The 26,029-nt window shown below is 69.3% G+C and carries 24 protein-coding genes and 1 pseudogene; 18 read left to right on the forward strand and 7 right to left on the reverse strand.

Annotation, left to right across the window (positions count from 1 at the left end; all coding sequences use genetic code 11):
- Positions 1-260 precede the first annotated feature (260 nt).
- Positions 261-1,124 (reverse strand): hypothetical protein, encoded by an 864-nt coding sequence (locus QHF84_RS31180; protein WP_281317118.1) that lies wholly within the window; start codon positions 1,122-1,124, stop codon positions 261-263.
- 111 nt (positions 1,125-1,235) lie between these two features.
- Between QHF84_RS31180 and QHF84_RS31185 the strand changes: the two genes are divergently transcribed.
- The 4 genes from QHF84_RS31185 (at position 1,236) to QHF84_RS31200 (ending at position 4,946) form a co-directional block, all read left to right on the forward strand.
- A complete protein-coding gene (locus tag QHF84_RS31185; RefSeq protein WP_281317119.1) occupies positions 1,236-2,141 on the forward strand; it encodes a LysR family transcriptional regulator in 906 nt (301 codons plus the stop codon).
- Between the two features lie 121 nt (positions 2,142-2,262).
- On the forward strand, positions 2,263-3,636 hold the full coding sequence (locus QHF84_RS31190; RefSeq protein WP_281317120.1) for an MEDS domain-containing protein: 1,374 nt from the start codon (positions 2,263-2,265) through the stop codon (positions 3,634-3,636).
- A 33-nt stretch (positions 3,637-3,669) separates the two neighbouring features.
- Positions 3,670-4,071 carry a response regulator gene (locus QHF84_RS31195; RefSeq protein WP_281317121.1) on the forward strand — a complete coding sequence of 134 codons (402 nt, stop codon included), beginning with the start codon at positions 3,670-3,672 and terminating at the stop codon, positions 4,069-4,071.
- Positions 4,072-4,457: 386 nt separating this feature from the next.
- Complete coding sequence (locus QHF84_RS31200; protein WP_281317122.1) at positions 4,458-4,946, forward strand: hypothetical protein; 489 nt, start codon at positions 4,458-4,460, stop codon at positions 4,944-4,946.
- A gap of 474 nt (positions 4,947-5,420) precedes the next feature.
- Here QHF84_RS31200 and QHF84_RS50295 read toward each other — a convergent pair.
- Positions 5,421-6,071, reverse strand: a pseudogene (locus QHF84_RS50295) (zinc metalloprotease); the annotation flags it as partial.
- Positions 6,072-6,943: 872 nt separating this feature from the next.
- On the opposite strand from QHF84_RS50295, the gene QHF84_RS31210 reads away from it, so the two are divergent.
- A complete protein-coding gene (locus QHF84_RS31210; RefSeq protein WP_281317124.1) occupies positions 6,944-7,696 on the forward strand; it encodes a hypothetical protein in 753 nt (250 codons plus the stop codon).
- Between the two features lie 25 nt (positions 7,697-7,721).
- Here the strand turns inward: QHF84_RS31210 and QHF84_RS31215 are convergent, their stop codons facing one another.
- Positions 7,722-8,822, reverse strand: a complete 1,101-nt coding sequence (locus tag QHF84_RS31215) for a hypothetical protein (RefSeq protein WP_281317125.1) — start codon at positions 8,820-8,822, stop codon at positions 7,722-7,724.
- A 63-nt stretch (positions 8,823-8,885) separates the two neighbouring features.
- Here QHF84_RS31215 and QHF84_RS31220 point away from each other — a divergent pair, with 63 nt between their 5' ends.
- The 9 genes from QHF84_RS31220 to QHF84_RS31260 all read left to right on the forward strand — a co-directional run bounded on the left by QHF84_RS31220 (position 8,886) and on the right by QHF84_RS31260 (position 18,821).
- Positions 8,886-9,668 carry a hypothetical protein gene (locus QHF84_RS31220; RefSeq protein WP_281317126.1) on the forward strand — a complete coding sequence of 261 codons (783 nt, stop codon included), beginning with the start codon at positions 8,886-8,888 and terminating at the stop codon, positions 9,666-9,668.
- Between the two features lie 104 nt (positions 9,669-9,772).
- A complete protein-coding gene (gene gatC / locus QHF84_RS31225) occupies positions 9,773-10,090 on the forward strand; it encodes an Asp-tRNA(Asn)/Glu-tRNA(Gln) amidotransferase subunit GatC (RefSeq protein ID WP_281317127.1) in 318 nt (105 codons plus the stop codon).
- Positions 10,091-10,092: 2 nt separating this feature from the next.
- Positions 10,093-11,676 (forward strand): Asp-tRNA(Asn)/Glu-tRNA(Gln) amidotransferase subunit GatA, encoded by a 1,584-nt coding sequence (gene gatA, locus QHF84_RS31230; protein WP_281317128.1) that lies wholly within the window; start codon positions 10,093-10,095, stop codon positions 11,674-11,676.
- Positions 11,673-12,284 carry a GNAT family N-acetyltransferase gene (locus tag QHF84_RS31235; protein ID WP_281317129.1) on the forward strand — a complete coding sequence of 204 codons (612 nt, stop codon included), beginning with the start codon at positions 11,673-11,675 and terminating at the stop codon, positions 12,282-12,284. The genes gatA and QHF84_RS31235 overlap by 4 nt, the downstream gene beginning before the upstream one ends.
- Complete coding sequence (locus tag QHF84_RS31240) at positions 12,284-13,555, forward strand: hypothetical protein (RefSeq protein WP_281317130.1); 1,272 nt, start codon at positions 12,284-12,286, stop codon at positions 13,553-13,555. Before QHF84_RS31235 ends, QHF84_RS31240 begins: the two co-directional genes overlap by 1 nt.
- A 188-nt stretch (positions 13,556-13,743) precedes the next feature.
- The gene (locus QHF84_RS31245) at positions 13,744-14,811 is read left to right on the forward strand and encodes an NAD-dependent epimerase/dehydratase family protein (RefSeq protein ID WP_281317131.1); all 1,068 of its coding nucleotides are present in this window, start codon (positions 13,744-13,746) and stop codon (positions 14,809-14,811) included.
- 14 nt (positions 14,812-14,825) lie between these two features.
- Positions 14,826-16,358: a lysophospholipid acyltransferase family protein gene (locus tag QHF84_RS31250; protein ID WP_281317132.1), complete on the forward strand. Its 1,533-nt coding sequence runs from the start codon at positions 14,826-14,828 to the stop codon at positions 16,356-16,358.
- Positions 16,359-16,383: 25 nt separating this feature from the next.
- On the forward strand, positions 16,384-17,445 hold the full coding sequence (gene truB / locus QHF84_RS31255; protein ID WP_281317133.1) for a tRNA pseudouridine(55) synthase TruB: 1,062 nt from the start codon (positions 16,384-16,386) through the stop codon (positions 17,443-17,445).
- 38 nt (positions 17,446-17,483) lie between these two features.
- Entirely contained in the window at positions 17,484-18,821 is a 1,338-nt protein-coding gene (locus QHF84_RS31260) for a hemolysin family protein (RefSeq protein ID WP_281317134.1), read from the forward strand.
- A gap of 87 nt (positions 18,822-18,908) precedes the next feature.
- Here the strand turns inward: QHF84_RS31260 and QHF84_RS31265 are convergent, their stop codons facing one another.
- The gene (locus tag QHF84_RS31265; RefSeq protein ID WP_281317135.1) at positions 18,909-20,057 is read right to left on the reverse strand and encodes a formin; all 1,149 of its coding nucleotides are present in this window, start codon (positions 20,055-20,057) and stop codon (positions 18,909-18,911) included.
- A 159-nt stretch (positions 20,058-20,216) separates the two neighbouring features.
- On the opposite strand from QHF84_RS31265, the gene QHF84_RS31270 reads away from it, so the two are divergent.
- The 4 genes from QHF84_RS31270 (at position 20,217) to QHF84_RS31285 (ending at position 23,793) form a co-directional block, all read left to right on the forward strand.
- Positions 20,217-21,143: an alpha/beta hydrolase gene (locus QHF84_RS31270; RefSeq protein ID WP_281317136.1), complete on the forward strand. Its 927-nt coding sequence runs from the start codon at positions 20,217-20,219 to the stop codon at positions 21,141-21,143.
- A gap of 153 nt (positions 21,144-21,296) precedes the next feature.
- The gene (locus QHF84_RS31275) at positions 21,297-21,917 is read left to right on the forward strand and encodes an aminodeoxychorismate/anthranilate synthase component II (RefSeq protein WP_281317137.1); all 621 of its coding nucleotides are present in this window, start codon (positions 21,297-21,299) and stop codon (positions 21,915-21,917) included.
- On the forward strand, positions 21,914-22,975 hold the full coding sequence (trpD, locus tag QHF84_RS31280; RefSeq protein ID WP_281317138.1) for an anthranilate phosphoribosyltransferase: 1,062 nt from the start codon (positions 21,914-21,916) through the stop codon (positions 22,973-22,975). The genes QHF84_RS31275 and trpD overlap by 4 nt, the downstream gene beginning before the upstream one ends.
- Positions 22,975-23,793, forward strand: a complete 819-nt coding sequence (locus QHF84_RS31285) for an indole-3-glycerol-phosphate synthase (RefSeq protein WP_281317139.1) — start codon at positions 22,975-22,977, stop codon at positions 23,791-23,793. Before trpD ends, QHF84_RS31285 begins: the two co-directional genes overlap by 1 nt.
- Before the next feature lie 4 nt (positions 23,794-23,797).
- On the opposite strand, the gene QHF84_RS31290 is transcribed toward QHF84_RS31285, so the two are convergent.
- The 3 genes from QHF84_RS31290 to QHF84_RS31300 are packed head-to-tail and all read right to left on the reverse strand — an operon-like array spanning position 23,798 to position 26,010.
- Positions 23,798-24,172, reverse strand: a complete 375-nt coding sequence (locus tag QHF84_RS31290; protein WP_281317140.1) for a hypothetical protein — start codon at positions 24,170-24,172, stop codon at positions 23,798-23,800.
- 42 nt (positions 24,173-24,214) lie between these two features.
- On the reverse strand, positions 24,215-25,384 hold the full coding sequence (locus QHF84_RS31295) for a hypothetical protein (RefSeq protein ID WP_281317141.1): 1,170 nt from the start codon (positions 25,382-25,384) through the stop codon (positions 24,215-24,217).
- A 26-nt stretch (positions 25,385-25,410) separates the two neighbouring features.
- The gene (locus QHF84_RS31300) at positions 25,411-26,010 is read right to left on the reverse strand and encodes a Uma2 family endonuclease (RefSeq protein WP_281317142.1); all 600 of its coding nucleotides are present in this window, start codon (positions 26,008-26,010) and stop codon (positions 25,411-25,413) included.
- Positions 26,011-26,029 lie beyond the last annotated feature (19 nt).

A 26,029-nucleotide genomic window follows, 5' to 3' on the forward strand; every position in this document is an offset into this window, starting at 1 on the left:
GCGGGCATCCGCTCCGGGGGAACGAGCGGGCACGGGGGCTCCGTCCGCGCATGGGGGAGCGGCCGACGCGCGGGCGGGCAGATGGGGGGACCAAGGGACGGGAGGGAGGACAGGCGCTCCGGGATGGGGAGGAGCATCTCGAAGGGCTCCGCTCGGGTCGCCCCGGCCGCGCCGGAGCGTCACCCGCCACCCCGGGCCCCGCGGGGGCTCGGACATGCCCCCCGACCCACGCTTTCCGAGCCGCGGCGTGAGGCCACATCTCAGGGGCCCGGCAGCATCTCCCCGAACCGCGCGTCTCCCTCGAGCGACCAAGGGAGCGATTTGCGGGTCACCTCGGCCACGGGGCCACGATAACGATGTCCCACGTCGGCGCTTTTTACGACACGCGTCGGAACGTTCGCCTCTTTCAGCCGCGCCGCCGCCCAGCGGGCGTCCCTCTCGCAGTGGCTCTGCGAGCAAATGAAGAGCACGCGATTGCCGCCGCCCTTGGCGAAAGCCTGCGCGACCTCGGGCTTCCACGCGTCATGGCCGCCTTCGATGAGCACGAGCCGCGGAAAATCCGCGGGGCGGCGGCCGGCGATCGCGACGCCTTGAATCGCGCCGAGGGAAAAACCAATATAAAGCGGAGGGCCGGGATCCACGTGGTCGGGATAAGCCGCCGCGAGCGCCCGAAGGCCGGCGTCGATCTCCAGCTCGAGCACAGCGTTGCTCTCATACGTGAAGCGAAGGTCGTCCGGGCCGGGAGAATCGTCGCGCGGGATGCCGCGAGGGCACAAGACGAATGCGCGCTCCTCGAACAACTCGCGAACGGCCTGGCATTGCCATTCAGGCCGACCGTAATTGCCGTGCGCGGCGATGACGACGGGCCGGCGCGACGTCGCGCCATTCGGTAGAGATACGACAGCCGCGGGATGACCGGGCACCGGGAGATCGACGAAGGGCGACGCGGCTCGGAGCGGACTCGGCTCCTTCGGCGTGACGACGGTCGAGGGCAGAGCCGGCGGCGCGCTCGCGCTCGGGCTCGCGCTCGCGGTGGGCGCCGCGGCGCTGGGCTCGGCGCGGCGCGCGTCGCAGGAGGACACGAGAGCCAAGAGGAGCGTGAGGATCGGCAGCGATCGAAGCACGGGTTTTTGTATTTTGACGAGACGTCTTCTTGGCGCCAGCGATCCTTCGTCGCAGGCCATGGTGTTGCGTCAGACTTGACAATCGAGCGCGCCCGGCGACGGATCCGGCGCATGAACACGGCCCCCTTCCCGCAGCTCCAGGCGTTCCTCACCGTGGCGCGTCTGCGCAGCTTCAGCAGCGCGGCACGCGAGCTCGGCGTGTCCAGATCGGCGGTGAGCCAGGCCGTGCGGCAGCTCGAAGAGCAACTGCGCGTGGTGCTCCTCGCCCGCACGACGCGCAGCGTGTCGTTGACGGACGCAGGGAGGCGGCTCGTGGAGAGCGCCGGCCCGGCGATGCGACAGGCGATCGCGGCCCTCACCGAGGTCTCCGCGCAGCCGGGAGAAACGGTGGGCCGGGTCCGGCTGTCGATACCACGGGCGGCGGTGCCTTTCATCATCACGCCCGTGGTACCCACGTTCCGCGAACGTCACCCACGGATCGAGGTCGAGATCGTCATCGAGGAGCGCTTCGTGGACCTCGTGGCGGAGGGCTACGACGCGGGCGTGCGGCTGACCGAAGCCATCGAGCGCGACATGGTGCAGGTGCGGCTCACGGACGCATTTCGCTTCGTGGTGGTGGGCGCGCCGAGCTACCTCGCGCGCCACGGCACGCCGCAGCGCCCCGAGGATCTCTTGCGCCACGAGTGCATCACCTTCCGCATGCACACCACCGGGGCGCTCTACGCGTGGGAGCTCGAGCGAGGCCGCAGGACCTGGCGCGTGCCGGTGCGCGGCGGCGTGGCCACGAACGACAACGCGTTGACCGTGACCATGGCCGAGGAAGGCCTGGGGCTCGCGTATGCCTTCGAGCCCATGGTGGCCGAGCAGCTACGCACCGGGCGGCTCGAACGGGTGCTCGAGGCCTATGCGCCCAGGGTCCCCGGTTATTTCCTCTATTACCCCAGCCGCGCGCAGAGCTCGCCAGCGCTGCGCCTCTTCGTGGACGTGGCCAGGGAGCTGCTCGTGCATGCGAAGTGACCAGGACGACGGGCCCCGCAGGCGCCGAGCACGATCGCCGGCATTGAAATGAAATTCGCGCGGCCTTCGCTTGCATCCTCCTCCTCGCGTCGCCACAACGCGTGGGGAGTACGAAAGGATCATGGTAGCAGCGGGCGTTGACAGCGGAATCCCGGCAGTCGGCATTCTCCCTTGGGGTACTCATTTTTGTCAGTTCTATGATTCACAGCGGGATCTCGCGGACACGCTCGTTCCCTATTTCCTCGCGGGGATCCGCGGGAACGCGCAATGTGTCTGGGTCACGGCCGATCCGCTCCGCGCCCACCAGGCGCGCGACCTGCTCAGGGCAGCCGTGCCCAACCTCGACAAGCTCGAGCGCAGCGGTCAGCTCGAGATCATCGATCATAACGACTGGTACCTGAAGACCGGGGGGCTGAAGACCGAAACCCTCCACCGGATGTGGATCGAGCGGCAGGAAGTCGCGCTCCAGAATGGCTACTCGGGGCTGCGGGCGAGCGGAAACACGTCCTTTCTCGAGGTATGCGACTGGAAGAGCTTCGCCGACTACGAGGCGAGGCTGACCGGGGCGTTTCGAGGGCACCGGATCGTCGGCCTCTGCGCCTACTCCCTCCGCCGATGCAACTCCGACAGCGTCATCGACGTCGTGCGGAGCCATCAGTTCGCGCTCACCCGACGGGCCGATCAATGGGAGCTCATCGAGAGCTCGTCGCTCAAGATCGCCAAAGAGGAGCTTCGCCAGCTCAACGAGGAGCTCGAGGAGCGCGTCCGCCAGCGCACGGCGGAGCTCGAGGAGGCGCTACGAATGCGAGAGGACTTCATCTCGGTCGCCTCCCACGAGCTGAAGACGCCGCTCACCTCGCTTCAGCTTTACATCGAGAGCCTGCTGCGGGCCGGCGCGAAAGGGACATGCTCGGCGGGGCAGCTCACCGAGCGGCTGACGAAGGCCAAGGCGGAGTGCGGCAGGCTGGAGAAACTCGTCAATTATCTCCTCGACTTCTCGCGCGCCTTGTCCGGTCAGCTCGCGCTCACGCCCGAGGAGGTGGACCTCTCCGACGTCGCACGAATGACCGCCGAGCGTTTCTCCGAGAACCTGGACAAGGCAGGCTGCAAGCTCTCGCTGCGCGCCGACACGCCGATCATGGGCATCTGGGACCGGCTGCGCGTCGAGCAGGTGCTCGTGAACATCCTCTCGAACGCGATCAAGTATGCGCCTGGAGCGCCGATCGAAGTCACCGTGACCGAAAAGGACGGGCATGCCGTCGTGTCGGTGCGCGACCATGGCCCCGGGATCCCGCCGCAGGATCAGGGCCGGATCTTCGAGCGATTCGTCCAGCTCTCCCCGCCGGAGCGCCACCACGGCGGGTTCGGCCTCGGGCTCTGGATCGTGCGCAAGATCGTAGACGCGTTCCGGGGCACGCTCGACCTCGAGAGCGAGCCCGGAGCAGGGTCGACCTTCCGCGTGACGCTGCCGCGCATCCCGGTGGAATCGAATTGACCCGAAGTGCAGCCCGCCGTCGAGGAGGATTGCATGATCGACGATCAACAGGATGCCACGCCGGAGGCAGACGGATGTCGTCCCGGCACGATCCTCGTTATCGACGACGATCCGGGGGTGATCGAGGCCCTGGAGACGTTCCTCGTGGACGAGGGTTATCGCGTGGTGACGGCTTGTAATGGACGCGCGGCGCTCTCGTATCTCGCGGAGAACGAGGCGCCCTGCGTCATTTTGCTCGACATGATGATGCCGGTCATGGATGGCTACGGGTTCCTCGCGGAGCAACGCCAGCATCCGGCGCTTTCGAGGATCCCCGTCGTCGTCCTGACGGCGGGAGCGAACAGCAGCCGCGTCCGCGCGCTCTGCCCGACCGGGTTCTTGAGCAAGCCGGTCGACGTCGACGCGCTGCTCGCATTCCTCGAAGAGTATTGCTAGCTCGGCTCGTCTTCCCGACCGCGCGCCGCACGCGCACACGAAAGCGAGCAATGCCGCGATGCCCCCCGGCGCTCGCCCAGTTTCTTGGTGCCCATGATCCTTCGCATGAGGAGATACGAACGCCCGCCCCCGCCGAGCGCCGTGCCCATTCGGTGATGCCCCAAGCCATCATCCGCTGCATGGGCGCGCCTGCACATCTCCCCGGCGGACGTGAAAGGCCACCCCCTACATCCTCCGAATCCGCCGCTTGCATGCGGCTCTCGACCTCCTCCTCGCATCGATTTTCGTGCTGGCACCGATCTTGATGAGGTGCCCGCCGATCGGTGACGGCCGCAGGTCCGTTGGCCGCGCCGTTCGACAAACGATCGCTTCGAGGAGAAGATACCATGGCATTCGACAAGAAGATTTCTCGTCTCGTCTCCATGCTGGCCGTGCTCGTCATCGGCGGCGTCGCTTCGATGGATATGGGCTGCGCGGCGGCCGGCCCGGAGGATCCGGACCTCAACGCCTCGATCGCGGACGAGAACGTCGCCGAGGCCGAGCTCGCCGTCGGCGAGGGTGGGATTTGCAGCGCCGGCGGCTGCGACCCTGGCCTCGATTGCTGCCCTGCCGGGTTCTTCAGCGTCTGTCGCAACCTCGACACCGACGAGAACAACTGCGGCTCCTGCGGGCACCAATGCGACACGGGCGAGCAATGCGTCAACGGAGCCTGCGAGTGCACGAGCACGAGCTGCTGCCCGAGCGGCGAGGTCTATTGCACGAGTTATCCTGCGGGCTGCTCGAACCTCAACAACAGGTACCACTGCGGAGCTTGCGGCAACCGTTGCAACAATCTGGAGGTGTGCGTCGAGGGCGAGTGCGTGTCTGAGCTGTGATGCGGGGCAAGCGCGCCGTGCTCGCACGGCGCGCTTGCACAGTCTACCGCTTCAGTTGCAGGTCGCGCCGACGATGCTCGAGACCTCGCTCACGCAGGTGCTATCCCATCCCGTATTGCAGCAATAGGGATCGGCGTTGCACAGCGTCGTCGTGAGGCCCTGGCCGTCGCAGCCCTTCGTGAGCTTGGTGCCGGTCGTGCACGCGCTGTGCGTGCACGAGCCCATCTTGCACGCGGCGCTGTCGCCGACGGTGTAGACCTCGGTCACGCACGTGCTGTCCCATTGCGTGGAGCAGCAATAGGGGTCCTCGGCGCAGACGGCCTGGACGACCGCGCCACACGCCGACGCGTCCAGCGCCACGCCGGTCACGCACTTGTCGTGCGCGCACGTGCCGGAGGGCGGCGGCGGCGGCGGCGGAGGCGGCGGCGGCGGAGGCGGCGGAGGCGGCGGCGGCGGCGGCGGGCTGCCCGAGGCGCGGTACGTGTCCCATTGGGACTGCATGCGAGAGATCTGACCCGCCGTGAACGAGTTCATGCACGAGTCATCGGTGTAATCCATGAAGTTCTTGACCGGGTCGAGCCCGCCACCGGAGCAGGTGTCGCGGTTCGTCGGACAGCCGCTGGCCGCCGAGGCCTCCGGGGGCGTATCCGAGACCGAGTCGCCCGGGGACGCGCAGCCGCCCTGGAACGTATGGTAGAGGCCGAGCCAGTGGCCGACCTCGTGCGTGCCCGTGTCGCCCAGGTTGTAGGGCGCCGCCGTCCCGCCGGGGACGCTGCTGTACAAGAGTACGACGCCGTCGTCGCTGGGCGCGCCGCTGTACCACGAGGGGAACGTCGCCCAGCCGAGGAGGCCGCCGCCGAGGTTCGCCGTGTAGATGTTGAGCGCGTTCGCTCCGCCCTTGCGGAGCGCGGCCTTGGCGTTCGTCTCGGCCGATGTGTCTGGGCTCATCGTGTACCAGGTCGAGTTCGTCGTCCGATCGACCGAGATGAGCTGGAACTGGAAGCCGGAGCCCGCGTACGCGGCGTTGAGCACCGCGATCTGCTGGTCGATCTGGCTCTGCGGGACGTCGCCGTTCGCGATGCCCGTGCCCTTGTTGATGACGTGGAAGTAGACGGGGATCGTGACGGTGCCGGAGAAGGCGTTGTCCGGACGCACGATCTTGATCCGCTCGAACTCCTCTTCGACGCGGAGCATCTCGTCCGCGGGGAGGTTCTTGACGCCGCATCCACGCCCGGGGAGCGAGGTCGGATCCAGCGTCGCGTCGCCGACGAGATCATCGTCGACGCCGCTCTCGGTGCCGTCGTCCACGGCGCAGCCGGCGCCCATCGAGGCGGCTCCGAAGAAAAGGCCACCGACGGCCAAGAAGTGATGGACTCGTTTCATGAAAATTCCCTCCTTCGTTCAGGGAAGCGACAGGCGGGAAAACTATCAGACCCGTGCGGCTCGCATCAACGGAAGCGGGCGTCCGGCGCATAGATGATCAACTGGCGCCGCGCGTCATACGCGGAACTTTTCAAGAGGGACGGCAAGATGGTGTGGGGGACTCCGGACCGGGCGGAGGTCGGGGTGTCCGCAATGGCGGCGGTATCGGGACGAGCCGGACGACCGAACGCAGAACGGGACGGGGAGATTCGGGGCGGGCCGGGGGCTCGGGGTGAGGGAAATCGAGCGGAGGAGGGTGCGGGCGAATGCGGACGTCAAAGAATGATCACCTGGTACTTCCAGTTTCCCCCATGTTTACGTCCTGTATTGCCTTCTCGATCGATTCCATTTTCCCTTGCCGGGTCCGCATTCCAGGCTACTTTCCCGTCGTCTCGTCGCTCGGCAAAACGCGCAAATGGCGCCGACCGAGGGTCGAGGTGAGGCTCGCACTGCATCGAAATGCGGGCCTGTCCCGACGACCGACCCGCGGAGGCGCGGCCGGCGATGGAATTTTCGCTCGGCGTCGCGAGACGTCGAGCCACAGCTACGCTCAAACGCAACTGGGGGAAACGACAATGCACTTCAATAAACTTATCGCGTTCGGCAGCATGATGGTGCTCGGTGGCCTCGTCACGATGAGCGGTTGCAATGACATGAACGGCCCGGGGGAGGGCGAGAATGGCATGACGTCGAGCGTCCAGATGGCGTTCACCGGCGCCGTGAGCTGGGAGGGCAACTCCGTGCTCATCACGGCCACCCGTGACGGGCAGGCCGATAGCAAGTACCGCTGCTACAACGAGGCCGAAGCGTGCTTCAACTTCAACGCCGACGGCACGATCGAGCCCGCGACGGGCCAGAACAAGGCCGCGAAGGCCTTCGATGAGCTCTGCTCCTCCGTCGACGTGCCCGATCCCGATTATCCGGGCAGCTTGAACGTGACGTTCACGTACGTCATCTACGCCGGCGAGAATTGCAACGGCACGGTCATCAACGACGAGAACAACACCCACGACTTCGTCTGCTACGCCGCCGATGACTTCCTCACGCAAGATTACCCGAACCAGACCGCGAACGAGGAGCTGCCGCCCGGAGACCTCCTGAACAAGGTCCTGTGCGTTTCGGAGAACACCGACAAGGACTTCGTGTTCATCTCCTGCGCGGAGATCGATGTCCCCGAGTACTCCTACGCCACCGCTGCCTTCGACTGCGGCTGCGTGCCGGACAACTACGGCGGGTGCAACTGCGGCGACCTCGACCCGAGCGCCGACATCGATCCCTCGTGCTCGGCCGACCCCGCGAACTACTGCGCCATTCTCTGCGGTCCCTGAACGCGGGCACCCAGGCCCTCGGACATCAGAACGACATCGGCAGCGCCGCGAGAAGCGGCGCCACGCCGATCCACGCGGCGGCGGCCGCGAGCACATCGAATGCGGCCGCGTCGAGGCGCTCCTCGGCGCGGCGCCTTCGGGCCATGAGCCCCATCGCGAGCAGCATCCCCGCACATCCCACGGAAAGCCACGCGTGCGCGGGGCTTATGGCAGCGGCGATGTCGCTCGTGGTGACGTGAATGAGCGTTCCTCCACGAAAAGCGAATCGGTTCGAGCCGTCGTCGATGGTGACGAAATCGTGCACGACGTCGCGCCGAAGGGTCACGGGCGCGCTCCTCTCCACGAGATTCTGGCAGCTCCGCTGGCCGCCGATGCTGAATTCGCACAGGCTCGCGGTGGTATTGCAGGATCGCTCGATGGAGAGCCCATCCACCTGGTCTCGGTAGACGTCCAGCATGGCGGGCCATCGGCTGTGGCGGTGGTCGAGCACCTCCGCGGGTTTGCCCTGCGCAGGCGGGAGGACGCCCAGCTCGGGGAGCGAGGCGAGATAGGTATCGGCCGCTGGATACCGCCCTGCGCGAACGAATGCGTGGACGAGCAGCGCCGCGGCGAGCAAAAGGGATGCGAGGCTTCCGGCGTGGAGAAGGAGGCTTCCCGCCGCGCGAATGCGTCGAGAAAAAGAATCACGCGCGCGGACGAGCAAGAGGGGGACGAGCGCGCCGAGCGCGCCGACGATGGGAAACGCGAACGGCGCGAGGAAGGCGAACCAGCCATCGGGCTCCTCGAATGGCCAGAAGGACAAGCCCGCCATCTCCCAATCGCCGATGCAATAGCTGCAAGCGCAGCCGAGCGGCGCGGACGTGATACGCGCATCCATGCCGAGATCCGCAGAGAACACGAGGAGGGGCACCGTCGCGAGCAGGCCGAAGGCAGTGACGATGTGCCGGCCTTTCGCGAGGCTCACGGCGAGGACGAGCACGAGGGCCGCGATGGAGCCGCCGAGGACGTGCATCCACGTGGGCGAAGCGGCAAACGAGGTCACGGCGAGCGCCACGCCGACGGACGCGAGCTTCGCAACGAAAAGGAATGCGGCCCGGGCCTTCGAGCGAGGGGGATCGGCGGACATCGGGGGTCGAGAGACCTTACCACCGGTTGTCTCGGGCGTGCGGACCTCGTAGCCTGTGGCGCCATGACGCGCCGATGCTCGTGGTTCCGGGTCGCTCTCGTGGCCTTCGGGGTCGTCTCCTGCTCCCGCTCCGACAATGCCTCGCGCGAGGGCGCCGCATCCGCCTCCGCGAGCGTTGCCCCGCCGCCCCCCACCCCTTCCGTCCGGTCGAATGCGCCCGAGGTGGAAGTGTCCCACGTCGAGCTGCTCGACGCCTACGAGGCGAGCGCGGCGCGCGCGGACGAGCGATTCAAGGGCAAACGCGTGCTCGTCCGGGGCAAGGTCGGCGAGGTCGTGAAGGAGGGGGCGAACACGGTGGTCACGATGCCCAAGGAGGCGAAGCCCGACGCACCGTCCGTGCGGTGTTCGGTGCGGGAAAGCGAGGCGGCCGAGGTCGCGGCGTGGAAGGCCGACGATTCCGTCGACGTCGTCGGCAAGCTCGTGAAATTCGACAAACACGCCACGCTCGAAGGGTGCGTGGTGAACACGCAGGTCAAGGCCTGCCGGGTCGTGGCGAAGGCGCTCGGGCGCGGGACGTGCGAGCAGGACCGCGAGGAGCTCGGCGCGCGCCTCGTGCTCGGCGCAGAACAAGCGTCGCTCGTGTGCGGGAGCCCGGCCGGGTTCGAGGCCTGGCGCGCCAAGACGGCGAGCTTGCCGGCGCAGGAGCGCGCGGGGCGCATGATCAGCGTGGATACGACCTCGTGCCACCTGACCTACGAGGGCCTGACCCCGCGTCTCGCGGTGGAGTTCTCCTCGGCGCTCGCGCGCGTCCGGTGGGAGAATGACGTGCCGACGCTCGCACCCTGAAACCTCGCAATGGGCAGCATTCCGATCGGAATGCCGCCTCCGCCGGCCGCTTCCGCGTCCGCCCGAGCTTCCGCCGCCGCTCCCCCGTGCTACATCCGCGGACGATGCCCCCCGCGCCCGAAGGATCTGCCCCCATCGCCGAGGACGAGGTCCGCTCGCTCGCTCGCCTCGCCAACCTCGATCTCCCCGACGCCGAGATCCGACGTTTGACCGGGGATCTCGGCCGTATCCTCGCGTACGTCCGGCAGCTCGAAGAGCTCGACGTGACGGGAATCGAGCCGACGGCGTACGTGGCGATCGAGCGGGCAGAGCTTCGGGCCGACGAGCCGCACGAGAGCCTGCCGCACGAGATCGCGCTCCGCGAGGCGCCGCGGACGTCGATGGATGGGTTCGCGGTGCCCGGCTTCGTGGAAGAGGATTGATCATGGACGCGACGGTGCTCGATCGCTCGATCCCGGAGCTCGCCGGCCTCGTCACGCGGGGCGAGGTCTCGGCCGAGGAGGTCACGAAGGCCTGCCTCGATCGCATCACGCGGCGCGACGGCGCGCTCGGGGCCTTTCTGACGGTGCAAGCCGAGGAGGCGCTCCAGGCTGCCCGCGCGGTCGATCAGAAGCGCGCGCGTGGCGAGGCGCTGGGGCCGCTCGCCGGCGTGCCCATCGGCATCAAGGACGCGCTCTGCACGCGCGACGCGCCGACCACGGCCGGATCGCGGATCCTCCTCAGGCCTTCCTCGACAGGCGAGGCGACGCCCGATCCGCGGCGCGGCTTCCGGCCGCCCTACGACGCGACGGTGGTCGCGCGCCTGCGCGAGGCCGACGCGGTGCTCGTCGGCAAGACGAACATGGACGAGTTCGCGATGGGCTCGTCGAACGAAAACAGCGCGTTTTTCCCGGCGAAGAACCCCTGGGATCCGTCGCGCATCCCGGGCGGCTCGTCGGGCGGGAGCGCGGTCGCGGTCGCGGCGGGGCTCGCGCTCGGCGCGCTCGGATCGGACACGGGCGGCAGCATCCGCCAGCCCGCGGCGCTCACGGGGACGGTCGGGATCAAGCCGACGTACGGGCGCGTGTCGCGCTACGGGCTCATCGCGTTCGCGTCGAGCCTCGATCAGGTCGGGCCCTTCGCGGCGGACGTACGCTCGGCGGCGCGCCTGCTCGGCGTGATCGCGGGGCGTGATCCGCACGATCAAACGAGCCTCGGCGCGCCCGTCGCGGCGTACGAGGAGGCCTGCGGGCGCGATGTGCGGGGGATGCGGATCGGCGTGCCGGAGGAGTATTTTGCCAAGGGGTTCGGGGCGAAGGGCGCCGAAGGCGACCCGATGCCCCAAGCGTCGACCGGGATTCAACCGGCCGTCGAGAAGAGCGTGCGCGAGGCGCTCGCGGGGCTCGCTTCGCTCGGTTGTGAGCTTCGGCCTGTGCGCTTGCCGCATACGCGGTACGCGGTGGCCACGTATTACGTGCTCGCGACGGCGGAGGCCTCGTCGAACCTTTCGCGGTACGACGGCGTGCGGTTCGGCGCGCGGGCGGAGGGCGCGGAGAGCCTGGGCGCGCTGTATGCGAAGACGCGCGGCGAGGGCTTCGGCCGCGAGGTCGCGCGGCGCATCGTGCTCGGGACCTACGTGCTCTCGTCGGGCTACTACGACGCGTATTACCTGCGTGCCCAGCGCGTCCGGACGCTGATCCGCCGCGACTTCGAGGAGGCGTTCCGCGAGGTCGACGTGATCGCGGCGCCGGTCTCGCCGACGGTGGCTTTCCCGCTCGGCGAGCGTGTCGACGACCCGCTCGCGATGTACCTCGCCGACATCTACACGCTGCCCGCGAGCCTCGCGGGCGTGCCCGCGCTGAGCGTCCCGTGCGCGCCCACGCCCGCGGAAAACGGCGTTCCTTCGCTCCCCGTGGGCCTGCAGCTCGTGGGCCCGCCGCTCGAAGAGGCGAGGCTCTGCGCGCTCGCCGCGGCGTGGGAAGGGATCTCGCCGGCGCGCGGGCTTCGTCCGAAGGTCTCGGAAGCATGAGCGCTCCCCGCTTCGTCACGGCCCCCGCGGGGCCCGAGCACGCATCCGGCTTGCGGGATCTCTTCAAGGCCGCCTCGTCGCCGTGTTTTTGCCGGTTCTGGCATTTCGACGGGACGAACAACGAATGGCTCGACCGCTGCGCGAACGCTCCCGAGGAGAACGCGTCGGCGTTTTTCGGCGCGCTCGCGGTGGGCGGCGACGAGGCGAAGGGGATCGTGGCGATCCACGAAGACGACGCGGGCAAGCAGACGCTCGTCGGCTGGCTCAAGGTCACGCCCGCGGTTGCGATGCGCAAGGCCTACGAGCGTCGCTTCTACAAGCAGCTCCCGGCGTTTCAGGGGGATCGGCAGGGCGTGTTTTTGATCGGCTGCACGCTCGTGCATCCGAGCTTCCGCAAGCAGGGCGTGGCGAAGGCGCTCGTCGCGGGCGCCGTTGCGTACGCGAAGGAGACGTTCGGCGCGCGCGTGCTCGAAGCCTTGCCGCGCCGGCCGAAGGAGCCGGTGAACGACGAGGAGCTCTGGACCGGGCCGATGGGCGCGTTCGAGGTGAACGGGTTCGAGGAAGTGGGCGGGCTCGAGCCGTATCCGGTGCTGCGTCGGGTGCTGTAGTGAAAAACTCCCTCACGGCAGCGGCGCTGATCTTTCTCGCCGCGGGCTGCAATCGTTGCACGCCCAAGGACAAGGACACGAAAGCCGACGCAGGCCCGCCCGCGCCGATCCCGATCCCCAAGGACGAGCTCTTGCCGCCGCCCGCGCCCTGGGTCTTCAAGCCCGCGCGGATCGGGCCGGGAATCCCGGGGATCGCGCTCCCCGAAGGCTGCCAGATGCGCGCGCCGCTCGTCCGCGCGAAGGTCGCCGCCTCGACGCGGTTCGTCGCCGCCCCACGCGCCACCGGGGTGCTCGTCGTGGCCGACGCGGACGAGAAAGAGACGCCGCCGCGGCTCGTCGGGGTCGCCGGGCTCGTCCTCGACGCGGAAGGCGAAAGCAAGGGGGCGACGCCGCTGCCCTGGCTCGACGCCGAGGCCATGCCACGGCTCGCGCGCACCGATGCAGGCGCGTGGCTCGCGGCGTACAGCGAGCAGGGCGAGGACAAGCTTTCCCGTGTGTTCGTGCATCAGGGCGATCACGCGACGCCGCTCGGCGAGGGCGATCGATTCGACGCGCTCGACCTCGCATGCGGCGCTTCGCGATGCGCGCTGCTCACGACGCGCCTCGGCAACGTCGCGACCGCGGGCGCCGAGCTCTGGATCGGCGCGCCAAACGAGCCGGCGTCGTCGTGGAAGCGGACCGAGCTCGTCCCGGACACGCCCGAGAGCGACGCGCGCCCGTCGTGCCTCGCACGGATCGAGGCGCCGGCCGGAAGCGACGCCGGCGCGGGCGGGAGCGTGGTCGCGGCGCTGCTCGAAGGGCAAGAGCTCGTGTTCTGGGAGGCGTCGGACGGCGGCGCGCCACGCTCCATCGGGCGCGTGCCGGCGCCGTTCGGCATCGTGGACGCGACCGTGGCGGCGGGGCCGATCGCGCTCGTGTACGGGGCCTCCATCGACGAGGAGGGCTGCGCGAAGGAGGGCGGCAAGCTCCGGTTCGAACGGGTCGGCAAGGAAGCCGCCGAGGTGCGCGCACACGCCCCGCCGATCTCGGGGGCGCTCCGGCCGCTCGAGCGAGGCGTGCTCGCGACCTACCTCGCCCCGCTCGGCTGCGGCGTCGCGCGGAAGGTGGCGTACGCGGTGGTCCTCGATGCCGAGGGCACGCCGATTTCCACGCCGATGCCGGTGGCCGACGCGACGAGTTTTGCCGTCGCGGCGCGCGGCGCCGACGTGGACATGTGGATTCAGATGGGGGACGAGGTCTCGTGGGTGCGCGCGACGTGCGCGGCTCCGTAACGCTACGGACGAACCCGTCGTGCCGGGCAAACGGGGGTTCGGGGACGTAGCTCGGCTTGTCCGAACGTAGCCCCCGAGCGTCAATCGAGAGTTCGGGGACGTAGCTCGGCTTGTCCGAACGTAGCCCCCGAGCGTCAATCGAGATGTTGCCATCGCCGCGCGAGCGGGTAGTGTCGAGTCCGCCCCGCATGGCAGATCCGATCGACAACTCGAACAGCGAGCCTCGTGAGCCGGTGATCCCGCCGGCGAGGGGTTCGCGGAGCCGCTCGGGCGGGCGCGTCGTCGCGCTCACGGGCGCGGCGTGTTTCCTCGGCCGAAACCTCGTCGGCCTCCTGGAAGAAGATCCAGCCACGACCCGCATCGTGACGATCGACGTGAAGTCGCCCGACACGGCAGGCCCGAAAGCGCGGCACTTCGAGGTCGATCTGACGAACCCGGCCTCGGAGGATCGTGTCGCCGAAATCCTCGCCTCCGAGGAGGTCGACACGCTCGTGCACCTCTGCTTCCTCTCGTCGCCCACGCACGCGACGGGCTGGGCGCACGAGCTCGAGTCCGTCGGCACGATGCACCTGCTCAACGCCGTACGGCAGGTCCGGCTGCGCAAGCTCGTGCAGTGGAGCCAGACGATGCTCTACGGCGCGCACCCGACGAACCCGAACTTCCTTACGGAGCGGCACGCTCTACGTGCCGACATGGACGAGCCGTTCTTCGCGGACAAGATCGCCGCCGAGCGTGAGCTCAACGCCTTCGCCGCGAAGTCGAAGGGCACCGTCGTCACGGTCCTGCGCACGGCGCCGATCGTCGGGCCGACGGTGCAGAACTGGGTCACGCGGTATCTCGGCATGCGCGTCGTGCCCACGCTGCTCGGCTTCGATCCGCTCTTGCAGTTCGTGCACGAAGTCGACGCGCTCGCGGCCTTCAAGCTCGCGCTCGATCGGGATCATCCGGGCACGTTCAACATCGCGTCCGACGGCGTTTTGCCGCTGTCCACGGTGCTGCGTCTGGCCGGCCGCTCGTCGATGCCGCTGCCGCACACGCTGGCGAGCTCGCTCGTCGGCGCGCTCTGGATCACGCAGGCCTCGGCCGTGCCGCCGAGCTTTTTGCGGTACCTCAAGTACGTCTGTGTCGCCGACGGCGACAAGGCGGCGCGCGTGATGGGCTTCAGGCCGGCCTACACGACCCGCGAGGCGCTGCTCGACTACCTCGCCGCGCAGCGCCTGCGCGACGCGAACCTGCTGCAGGAGAGCCCTGCCTAGGCGGGCAGTTTTCCATGGGGAAGAAGCAGAAGCGCAAGCACAAGGAGTCGAGGGAGACGCGCGCGGACGCCGCGCCGAAAGAGCCCCTCGCGAGCGCGGCGTTCGTCGCTGCCGACGCTGGAGCCCCCGAGAAGGCGCTCTCGATCCTCGCGGACGCGCCGCCGGCCGAAGGTGAGCTCGCGGCGAGCCGGCTCTTCGCGCAGCCGCCACCCGCTGCGGACGAAGCGCCCGTGTCCTCCGAGGACGACGACGACGACGACGACGACGACGACGACGACGCGTGGGCCGCGGCCGAGATCGCGCCCGCCCTGCCCTTCGGCACCGCTCTCGACGGGGACGCGCAGGCCTCGCCGCGCCTCGTGCCGGGGTACGACCTCGACGCCGACGAGGCGCAGGACGTCGCGCCGATCGGCCCCACCGAGGCCGTCGTCCGCCCGAGCATCCCCCCGGCCACCGTGCGCGCCGAGACCGACGGCGCGGGCGCGACCGCGACCAGCGCCGCCGAGATCGAGCAGCAGATCCGCGACCTCGAAGCCCGGCTCGACCTGATGATCGGCCAGGGACGCGATCGCGCGGACGAGCCGGCCTACGTGCCCAAGCCCCCGCCGATCCCTCCTGCGCGAAAGAGCGACGTCCCCAAGACCAAGCCAGGCAGCGACGTCCCTGCGCCGCGCGCTTCGGTGCCGGAGTCGGCCACGGCGAGCGAGGTCCTCTCGCCCGAGTTTTACGCGAAGCAGTGGGGACGCGCGGGCCTGCGCAGCCGCTCCGAGGAGGTCGACGAGTTCGGCCTCGATCCGGCCTTCGAAGCGAAGCTCCTGCCCGTCCTCGATTTCCTCACGAAGCGATATTTCCGCGTCGAGGTCGAGGGCGCCTTTCACATCCCCACGGAGGGACGCTGTCTCGTCGTGGCGAACCACGCGGGCGGTCCCCTGCCCTACGACGGCGCGATGCTACGCGCCGCCGTCCGCCGTGATCACCCGGCGCACCGCGAGCTTCGCTGGCTCGCCGAGGATTTCGTCTACTACCTGCCCTTCGTCGGCACGTTCATGAACCGCCTCGGCGCGGTGCGCGCTTGCCAGGAGAACGCGGAGCGGCTGCTCAACAAGGGCTCGCTCGTCGCCGTCTTCCCCGAGGGCGCGAAGGGCATCGGCAAGCTCTACCGCGATCGGTACCGGCTCCAGCGCTTCGGCCGCGGCGGCTTCATCCGCCTCTGCCTGCGCACGCGCACGCCTCTCGTGCCGTGTGCCATCGTCGGCGCCGAGGAGGCGAACCCGATGCTCTACCGCTTCGAGTACATGACGAAGACCCTGGGCATCCCGTACTTCCCGATCACGCCGACCTTCCCGGCGCTCGGCCCCCTCGGCCTCATGCCCGCGCCGACGAAGTGGCGCATCCGCTTCGGCGAGCCGCTCACCTGGAGCAACTACGGCCCCGAGGCGGCGGACGACGAGATCCTCGTGGGACGCCTCTCCGAGCGCGTGCGCGCGTCGATCCAGAGCATGCTCGACCGGATGCTGTCCGAGCGGCGATCGGTCTGGCTGGGGTAGGATGAGCCCAAAGGATCGCGGGGACGTGACAGGCGTCCTCGTCCTCGACAAACCCAAAGGTCCCACGAGCCACGACGTCGTCGGCAAGCTGCGGCGCGCCCTCGGCATGCGCCGCATCGGCCACGCCGGCACGCTCGATCCGATGGCGTCGGGCGTGCTCGTGATGCTGCTCGGCGAAGCCACGAAGCTCGGGCCGTACCTCACCGCGCACGACAAGGCCTACGAGGCGCGCGTGGTGCTCGGCCGCGGGACGGACACGCTCGACGCGGAAGGCACGGTCACGGCCGAGGCGCCGCAGCCGGCGTGGCTCGAAGACGAGATCACGCGGTTCGCGCAAGAAGGCGCGGGCGCGGCGCTGCCGAGGATCACGGCCGCGCTCGATCACGAGCGCGCGCGGACCGAACAAGCGCCGCCGGCGTTCTCGGCCATCAAGGTCGACGGCGCGAAGAGCTACGATCGCGCGAGGCGGGGCGAGGTCGTGGAGCTGCCCGCCCGTCCGGTCGCCGTGCGTGCGATCGAGCTCCGCGGCGCGGGGATCCTCGAACCGGGGAGGCTCGCGTTCCTCGACGTCTCGCTCGACGTGAGCAAGGGATACTACGTGCGCTCCCTGGCGCGTGATCTCGGTGAGGCCCTCGTGGTGCCCGCGCACCTCGGCGCGCTCCGTCGCACGCGGAGCGGGCCGTTCGGGCTCGACGTCGCGAAGACGCTCGACGCGCCCGGCGATGCGCTTCGCGCGGCCGTCGTGCCCCTCGCCGCGGCCGTTCGTCTGGGCCTACCCACGGCCGTTCTCACGGCCGAGGGCGTCGTGCGCGCGTCCCAGGGCAAACGCCTCGGCGTGGCGGATTTTTCCGAGCCTCCCCCGCGCGAGGTGGAAACCCGGGAGAGCACCGCGGCTCGTCCGGACGAACCTTCCGAATCCGAAGAATCTGCAACGAGCGCCTGGCTTTCCCCGGAGGGCCGTCTGGTCGCCGTGGGGAAATCGGATCATGATGGTTACGTGGTTCAACGCGGCTTCACGGATGTCCCCACAGGCCGCGAGGTCGAGACGGAGAAGCACGTCGCGTCTGGACGTCGCTTTCCGCCCTGACCATCCGTAGCTGCCGAGCGACCGCGGCGGGTTGCGCCGTGGAAGCAAGGTCCGCTACGATTCGACGCGTAGGGAGTTCGGTTTTGAGTCCAAACGACGTACCACTGGCGCTTTTGGCAGGGGCCATCGCGTCGGCGCTCGTCGGGGCCTTGTTCGCTGGCGCGGACACGGCCTTGACGAGCCTCACCCCGACCCGCCTGGCGGCGCTCATCGAGCAGGCGGAAGGACCGGAAAAAGCGGCGCTCGAGCGCATCCGCAGCGCCGACGCCAAGCTCCGGTCTCGTTATCTGCTCGGCAGGGTCCTCAGCACGACCTTGTCGGCCATCTTCACGGTGCTGTTCTTCGCGCCCCTGTACCCGCAGGCGGCGCCGTGGCTCGCCTTCGGCGTGACCGTGGTCTTCACGAGCACGCTCTTCGAGGTGAGCACCACGCTCGGCCGCAAGCACGCCGACCACGTGGCGCCGATGGCCGCGCGCTGGCTCCGGCCGCTGGAGATCGTGATGCTCCCGCTCGCGGTCCCGCTCGGCTGGCTCGGTGAGTCGATCGCCGCAAAGGAGAGCAGCGAGCCGCCGGATCCGCACATCACGGAGGCGGAGGTGGAGATGCTGGTCGAGGAGGGCGCGCGGAGCGGCCTCTTCGGTCGTGAGCCCGCGGAGATGATCCGCAACGTGCTCGAGTTCCAGGATCGCACGGCGAAGGACGTGATGATCCCGCGGTCGCGCGTGGAGGCCATCGACGTCAACACGCCGCTCGACAAGACGCTCGCGCTCGTCACGGAGAGTGGTCACTCGCGTTACCCGGTCTATCGCGAGCAGCTCGACAACGTGGTGGGGCTCCTCTACGCGAAGGACCTGTTCAAGGCGTTCGAGGAAGATCGCCTGAAGAACAAGTCGCTGCAGGAGATCGTGCGCAGCCCGGCGAACTTCGTGGCCGAGTCGCAGCCGCTCTCGACGCTGCTCAAGGAGATGCGCGGCCGCAGGCAACACCTCGCGATCGTGATGGACGAGTTCGGCGGCGTGAGCGGCATCGTGACGCTGGAGGACGTGCTCGAAGAGATCGTCGGCGACATCCGCGACGAGCACGACGCCGAGGAAGCGCCGCCGATCCAGGATCTCGGCGACGGACGATTGATGGCGGACGCGGCCGTGTCGATCCGCGATCTCTCGGAGTTCCTCGGCTCGGATCTGGTGACGGACGGCGAGGGCGCGGTGGAGCAGGAGCACACGCTCGAAGGGCTTCTCACGGAGCACCTCGGCAAGACGCCCGAGAACGGCGCGAGCGTGAGCAAGTACGGCCTGCGCTTCATCGTGCGCGACTGCGACGAGCAGCACATCGGCAAAGTCGAGATCGTCAAGCCTCGCAGCGTCGAGGTCTGAGCGTCCTTCCGTTCCTCCTCGTGAGGACAAAACGAAACGGGGCCCGCGTTTGCGAGCCCCGTTTTACGTTGTCCGAAGGAACGGTGATCAGCCGCCCGTCGTGACCTTCTGGATCTCGGTGTACAGCTTGTCGCCGACCTCGATGAGGCCGTCCTTGTCCTGGCCGGGGACCTCGTGTTCGCCCTTGAGCTCGGTGCGAAGATCGAGGAACGCCTTGCGCAGGTTGCGGATGCCTTCCTGGCTCGTGAACGCCGCCGTCGTCACCGGATCGACGGGGATGAGCTGCGGATCGCCGCTGCCGGGCAGATCACCCTTCGTGTAGCGGTTCAGCTTCTTCTCGACCGACTTCATGCCCTGCTGCGTGCGCTCCGGCTTGAGGATCGCGTAGTTCGCAGGCCAGTCCTTGCCGATGTCGAAGGGCTCCTTCACGGGCACGAGCTCGGCGATCACGCCCTTCTGGTCGGAGCGGAAGAGGACGGAGAAGTTCATCACCGGCTCCTTCTCCTCCTTCCAGGCCTTCTCGACGGGCGTCTTCGCGAGGTCGAGCAGGGCCTTGAGGCTGTCCTTCTTCTTGTTGAGATCCTCGACGCCCGAGGTGTAGTTGAGCAGGAGCCGAAGCGCGGTGCCCTTGAGGCCCGAGATCTTCGAGCCGTCGACCTTCGTCGCGTCGAACGGAACGTTCAGCGCCGCGAGCTGGCCCGAGAGCTCGGCCGGGTACTCCTTCTTGCCGAGCTTCTCCGCCGCGTCGCCGAGGAGCGTGTCGAGCTCCTTCATCTTGTCGTTCGCGGCCTTGACGTCGCCGAGCAGGCCCTTGGCGTTCTCGACGACGATCTTGCCGCGCGCGTTGCGCTCGGCGGCGCCGCCGACCGGATAGCCGATCACGATGCCGAGGATCGCCGTGCCCGCGGCGGCCGCGTAGAGGCGCTTCTTCGCCTTCTCGCGCTCCTTGATGATCTCCTCGCCGACCTCGACCTTGATGGTCTGCTGGACGGCGGTGGGCTTCGGCGGCGGCGGCTCGGCGGCAGCGGCCTTCGCAGGCTGCGCGAACGGAGGAACCGGGATGCCGGGGGAGATCCCGGGCGGCGGAGCGATGTTCGGAGACTTCCCCGAACCAGAAGGCGGCGGCTGCGACTGACCAGGAACGGGCAGCGGCACGGCCTGCGTCCCGATGTTCGTCTTCCCGAGCCGCGCCTTCAGATCGATCTTGGGTTTCTTGCTCTTGTCTTCAGCAGCCATCGGCTCCTCGTAGCGACCAGCGGGCAAGTTACCGGCGCGACGTACGTCGTGTCAACGGCGCGTCCGCTGAAATTCTCCCCCGGGCTTGGAAGCCCGAGGGCCGCGTTTCCTTGGTTTCTCGACGACGGCGCGCGATCGGGGTGGTACCTAGCGGAGCGCATGCTTCCTCCGCGTCTGCCCCTCGCCGTCGAGACCCGCGCCGTCACGGCGCCGGACGGTGCGCGGATCAGGTACTACGCCACCCGATCGCCGTATCCGGGCGCGCCCGTCGTCATGCTCGCGAACGGCCTGGGGGGCCAGCACATCACGTGGAGCGCGCAGATCGAGCACCTGCGCGGGCGCTACCGCTTCCTCACGTGGGACTACCGCGGCCTCTTCGGCTCCGCGCGGCCGCCGGAGGACACGCCCGCGTCGTATGCGATTACGCGCCACGCCGAGGATCTCCTTGCGATCCTGGACGCCGAGGGCGAACCACGCGCGGCGTTCGTGGGCTGGAGCATGGGCGTCCAGGTCGTGCTCGAAGCGTACCGAAAGGCGCGGCATCGGGCGCGTTGCATCGTGCTCTTGAATGGTACGAGCGGTCGCCCGCTCGACACGGTGAGCCCCTTGCCGGGCATGAAGACCGTGCTGCCTTCGCTCGTGGAGCTCGCGAGCCGCGCGCATGCGCTCGCGTCGCAGGTCACGCGCAGGGCCGCGGACGTGCCCGAGGCGCTCGGGTGGCTCAAGGCGATGGGCGTCATGAACGCGTCGCTCGACGACGCGGTCTTCAACGAGCTCGTCCAGGGCATGAGCACGCTCGACATGGAGGCGTATTTTCACAACCTGCGCGCGCTTGGCGATCACGATGCCTCGGACGTGCTCGGCACGATCGACGTGCCCACGCTCCTCGTGACGGGGGATCGCGACGCGATGACGCCGGCCTCGCTCGCGAAGGAGATGGCCAAGCAGATCCCCGGGGCGGAGCTCTACGTCGTGCGCGGAGGCACGCACTACACGGCGGTCGAGTTCCCCGAGCTCGTGAGCTTGCGGCTCGAGAAGTTCCTCGCGAAGGCCGCGCCGGGCCCGGGCGGAACGACGAACGAATAGAGCGCGATTTGCCGGATTTTCCCCGGAAAAAGACGCATCGAGCGGCCAGCCGCACCGTGGCGCGGTGCTACTTTGTGGCCGGGGGGATGGATGGCCGCAGCGGGCGCCTCGGCGTGACGCGCGCGTTCGTCCATCGCTAGCAAGGTGGGATCGATGCGGCTGCTCGTCGTCGACAACTACGACTCGTTCACCTACAACCTCGTCCAATACCTGGAGATCCTGGGCGCGAAGTGCGTCGTGCGGCTGAACGACGCGATCGACGTGGACGGCGCGCGCGCCCTCGATCCGGACGGCATCCTGGTGTCGCCCGGACCGTGCTCGCCGAACGAGGCGGGCGCGAGCCTGACGATCATCGAGGCGCTCGGCGGCGAGCGCCCCTTGCTCGGGGTTTGTCTCGGGCATCAGGCGATCGCGCAGGTCTTCGGCGGGCACGTGGTGCGCGCAGGGCGCGTGATGCACGGCAAGACGTCGCCGATCGAGCATGACGGGCGCACGATCTTCGCAGGGCTGCCGCGGCCGTTCGTGGCCACGCGGTACCACTCGCTCATCGTGGAGCCGAGCTCGCTGCCGAGCGAGCTCGAGGTGTCGGCGTGGACGACCGAGGGCGAGATCATGGGCCTGCGCCACGCGCGGCTGCCGATCGAAGGCGTGCAGTTCCACCCCGAGTCGATCCTCACGACGCGCGGGATGGATCTGCTCCGCAACTGGCTCGATCTCGTGAAGGAGCACGCGCGCGCTCGGACGGGAGGAGCGCTCACGGGAGCGCTCCTGTGAGCGCGGACGGCGCCTGCTTCGCCCACGTGTTCGAGCAGATCGCGCGGGAACCGCGATCGCTGCCGCGCGCGGTCGTGCGCGAGGCATTCGACGCGATCCTCGCGGGCGCGTGGACGCCGGTGCAAGTGGCCGGGTTCGTCGTCGCGCTGCGGCTGCGCGGCGAGGACGCGTCCACGATCGCGGCGGCCGTCGAGGCGATGCGCGCGGTGATGGTGCGGGTCGATCACGGGCTGCCCGCGGTCCTCGACACGTGCGGGACCGGAGGCGACGGGCTCGGCACGCTCAACGTGTCGACGGCGGCGGCGCTCGTCTGCGCCGCGACCGGCGCGCCCGTCGCCAAGCACGGAAATCGCAGCGTTTCGAGCCGTTCAGGCAGCGCCGACGTGCTCGAAGCGCTGGGCGTGCCGATCGACGTGCCGCCCGAACGTCAAGCCGAGGTGCTGCGCGCGGCGCAGATCGCGTTCCTGTTCGCGCCGGCGCATCATCCGGCGATGCGGCACGGCGCGCCGGTGCGGCGCGAGCTCGCGATCCGCACGATCTTCAACGCGCTCGGGCCGCTCTCGAACCCGGCGTGCACGACGCATCAACTGCTCGGCACGTACGATCACGCGCTCCGCCCGGTCTTCGCTGCGACGCTGGCCGAGCTCGACGTACGACGCGCGTGGGTCGTGCGCGGTGAGGACGGGCTCGACGAGGTGAGCCCGTTCGGGCCGACACGCGTGACGGAGCTCGCGCGTGGATCGTTACGAGAGATGGTCGTGCGGCCCGAGAACTTCGGCCTGCCAGTCTCGCCGCCGGGCGCGATCCAGGGCGGATCGGCAGCGGAGAATGCCGACGCGATCCTCGCCGTCTTGCGCGGCGAGCCGCATCCGGCGCGATGCGCGATCGTGCTCAACGCGGCCGCGGCGCTCGCCATCTTCCGCGAGACGGACGACCCGCGCGACTGGCCGGATCTCGCGGCGGAAGCAGCGGCGGCGCTCGACAGCGGCGCGGCCATGCGCACGCTCGATTCGCTCCGTGACGCCGCAGAGCGCGCGCGAGAGATGGGAGCGCCGTGATGAGCGGGCAGGCAAAAAGGCGCGTCCTCGACACGATCCTCGCGTCGAAGCGGGCCGAGATCACAGCGCTGCTCGCAGCGCCTCCGCCGCGCATGAGCCACACGCCTTCGGGCGGCGTCTTCGAGGCGCTCCGCAGGCCGGAAGGCGGGGCGCTGCGGCTCCTCGCCGAGGTGAAGCTGCGTTCACCGTCGGCAGGCGCGCTCTCGTCCGTGCTGAGGCCGGCCGAGCGCGCGCGGCGCTACGCGGAGGCGGGCGCGACGATGATCAGCGTGCTCGTCGACGGTCCTTTCTTCGGCGGCTCGTACGACGACCTCGCGGCCTGTCGCGACACGCTCGACGCGGCCTTCGGCGCAGCGCGGCCAAAGCTCCTCTGCAAGGAGTTCATCCTGGACCCGATCCAGATCTCCATGGCGGCGGCGCATGGCGCGGACGCGGCGCTCTTGATCGCGCGCATCACCACGGCGGACGATCTCGCGCGGCTCGCGGACGCGGCGCGGGATCTCGGACTCGAGCCCTTCGTCGAGGTCGCGACCGAGGACGAGCTCGCCGCGGCCGAGCGTGCCCGCGCGCGTGTCCTCGGCGTCAACGCGCGTGATCTCGATACGCTCGCCATGGATCACGCGCGCGCCGAGCGTGTGCTCAGCCGCGCCGATCGCGACGCCGCGCGGGTCCACCTCTCGGGGCTCGCTTCACCGTCCGACGTCGCGCGCATCGCACGAAGTCCCGCCGACGCGGCGCTCGTGGGCGAAGCGCTCATGCGGCAGGACGACCCGGGCCCGCTGCTTGCCTCGATGGTCGCAGAGGCCGCCGCCCGCTGATCGCTCACATCGCGGCCGGCCCCGTCATCATGCGCGCCGCGCAGCGACCGCCCTGACAAACGCATCCGCCGCCGCAATCCATCGTCCCCTGACGACACTCCATCGAGCACAACACGGCCCTGCAATCGGGCGCCGCGCTCCTCGCGACACACGACGCCGCGTGGCAACACGCCGCCGGCGCGCAATCTGCGTCTGTGCTGCATGCGGCATCGCCCGGGGCAGCGGCCTCCGTCGAGGATCCCGTGGGCGACGGCGCGGCCGGGGGCGGCGTGTCCGTCGGAGGACGAACATCCTCCGCGTTCCTCGCGCCTTCCGACGACGTGGGGCTACACGCGAACACGAAGAGCAGCGAGGCGAGGAGCGGCAGGATCGTACGCATCGAGCGATCCTCATGCCCCGGCGAAGCGGCTTCGTAAAGCCTTCAGGCGCCGATGTGTTGCTTCAGTTGCGTCGTGAGCGCATCGAGATCGGCCTGCACGTCCAGGGCAGGCACGCCTTTCGCCCGCACAAATCGCGCGAGATCGGCGAACGATGGATCCTCGAGCAACGCCGCGACGACCGGAAGCGTGTACCCGCGATCCCGACCGAGCCGCTGCACGAGCACGCGGATCTCCGCGCGGAACTCCAGGCCCGAGAGCGCCCGATACAGGATCGCAGCCACGAGGTGCGCGGCGCTCTCGTCCCGGCGCGCGGCGACCTCCATGAGCTCCGACACACGCAGGTGCACGATCGCCCGCGGCACCACGTTGTCGAGCCGCGCGAGCGGCGCGAGGGCTCGCATCTCTAGCGCGATCGCCTTGCCGAGATCGCCTGCGTCCTTGTGGTACCCCGCGAGCGCCGCCAGCATCCCGGCGTGGCCGAGGGCGTCGTTCTGCGCGTCGAACGCGCCGAGCAACACGTCGAGCCCGCCCTTCTCCTCCACGGCCCCCGCGACCGGCCCGACGATCGATGCGTCGTTCGCCGCGCGCACGGCCTCGCCGAACATCGCGGCGAGCGCCGCGGGCGCGCCCGCAGCGAGGAAATACGACGTCGCCGTGATCCCGGCCTCGATGCCTGCTTCCTTCGTTCCGCCGGGGACCTTGCCCTCGACGGACGCGACGAACGCGGCCCCGTACCGCTCGCCGAACGCGATCAACACCTGGGCCTCGTCCTGCCCGGCGCGCTCCTCCGGCCGCGCCTCCATCCACGCCGTCACTGCGAGCGCCGCTGCCTCCGTCGCTTCCAGGCCCATCGCCGCGCCCCCTTCGAGCAGCGGCGCGCGCGACACGAGCCGCGCCTCCACGAGCTCACCGACGAGCGGCTCCAGATCCGGACGCTCGGGCTCCCCAGCCTCCCGCAGCGCCGCGATGCGCTGCTTCACCTCGTCGGGCATGGCGGGCATCTCGGGCCGCGACGCGGGCGGCATCCGCTCGAACGCGTCGATCATGCGCCCGATCTGGCGGAACCTCTCGTCCTCCACGGACTCGCGCGCAAACACCTTCTCGACGAGCGTCTCGGGCACGGGCGGCAGCGCGCGCGTGAGGATCCAGAGCAAGCGTCGCGCGTCTGGGGAGAGACGAGCGACCGCGGTCTCGGCGGCCGTATCGGACATGCCGCGCAGGGTACCGGCGCGCGGGATCAGGGAGAAGAGGGCTCGGCAGGCTTGGGGAGGATCCAGAAGGGCGCGAGGTTGATCTCGAGGTCGAAGGGCGGAAGACGCGGGGTTTCGTCGTCGATGGCGGACGCTATGAGCATGGGGTGTTCACGCTCGGTTTTCCAAACCTCGACCAGACGGATCTCCGGATCGATCAACCACACCCAGCCCACGCCGGATCGCGCGTAGTGCGGCAGCTTGATCTTTCGATCATCGCGCGCGGTCACGGGTGAGAAGACCTCGCAGCACCAATCGGGGAGCAGCGTGATGGGGTACCCGTCGGGCTGCTCAGGAGAGCGCGTAACGCGAAAGCCGGCGAGGTCGGGGTTGAAGAGCCGATCGCCGAAGCGAATGGCCGCCTCGCGCTCGATCCACCACGCTCCGTCGCCGGGGGTGTCCATCGGGCTGACGTAGTAGAGGGCCCGCTCGCACTGGGCCACCGCTCGCCGGTGCGGCGCATCAGGCCGAGGTAACACGCGAAGCTGTCCCGGCTCGAGGATCTCTCCGCTCAGATACTCCGGCAGCCGATCGATCTCGGCGAGCAGCTCCTCGAACGTGGGAACCTTCCGCGCGGGGTCGCCCATGCAGCGAAGCTAGCACGAA

The sequence above is a fragment of the Polyangium sp. y55x31 genome (assembly GCF_029946505.1).
Classification (GTDB): Bacteria; Myxococcota_A; Polyangia; order Polyangiales; family Polyangiaceae; genus Polyangium.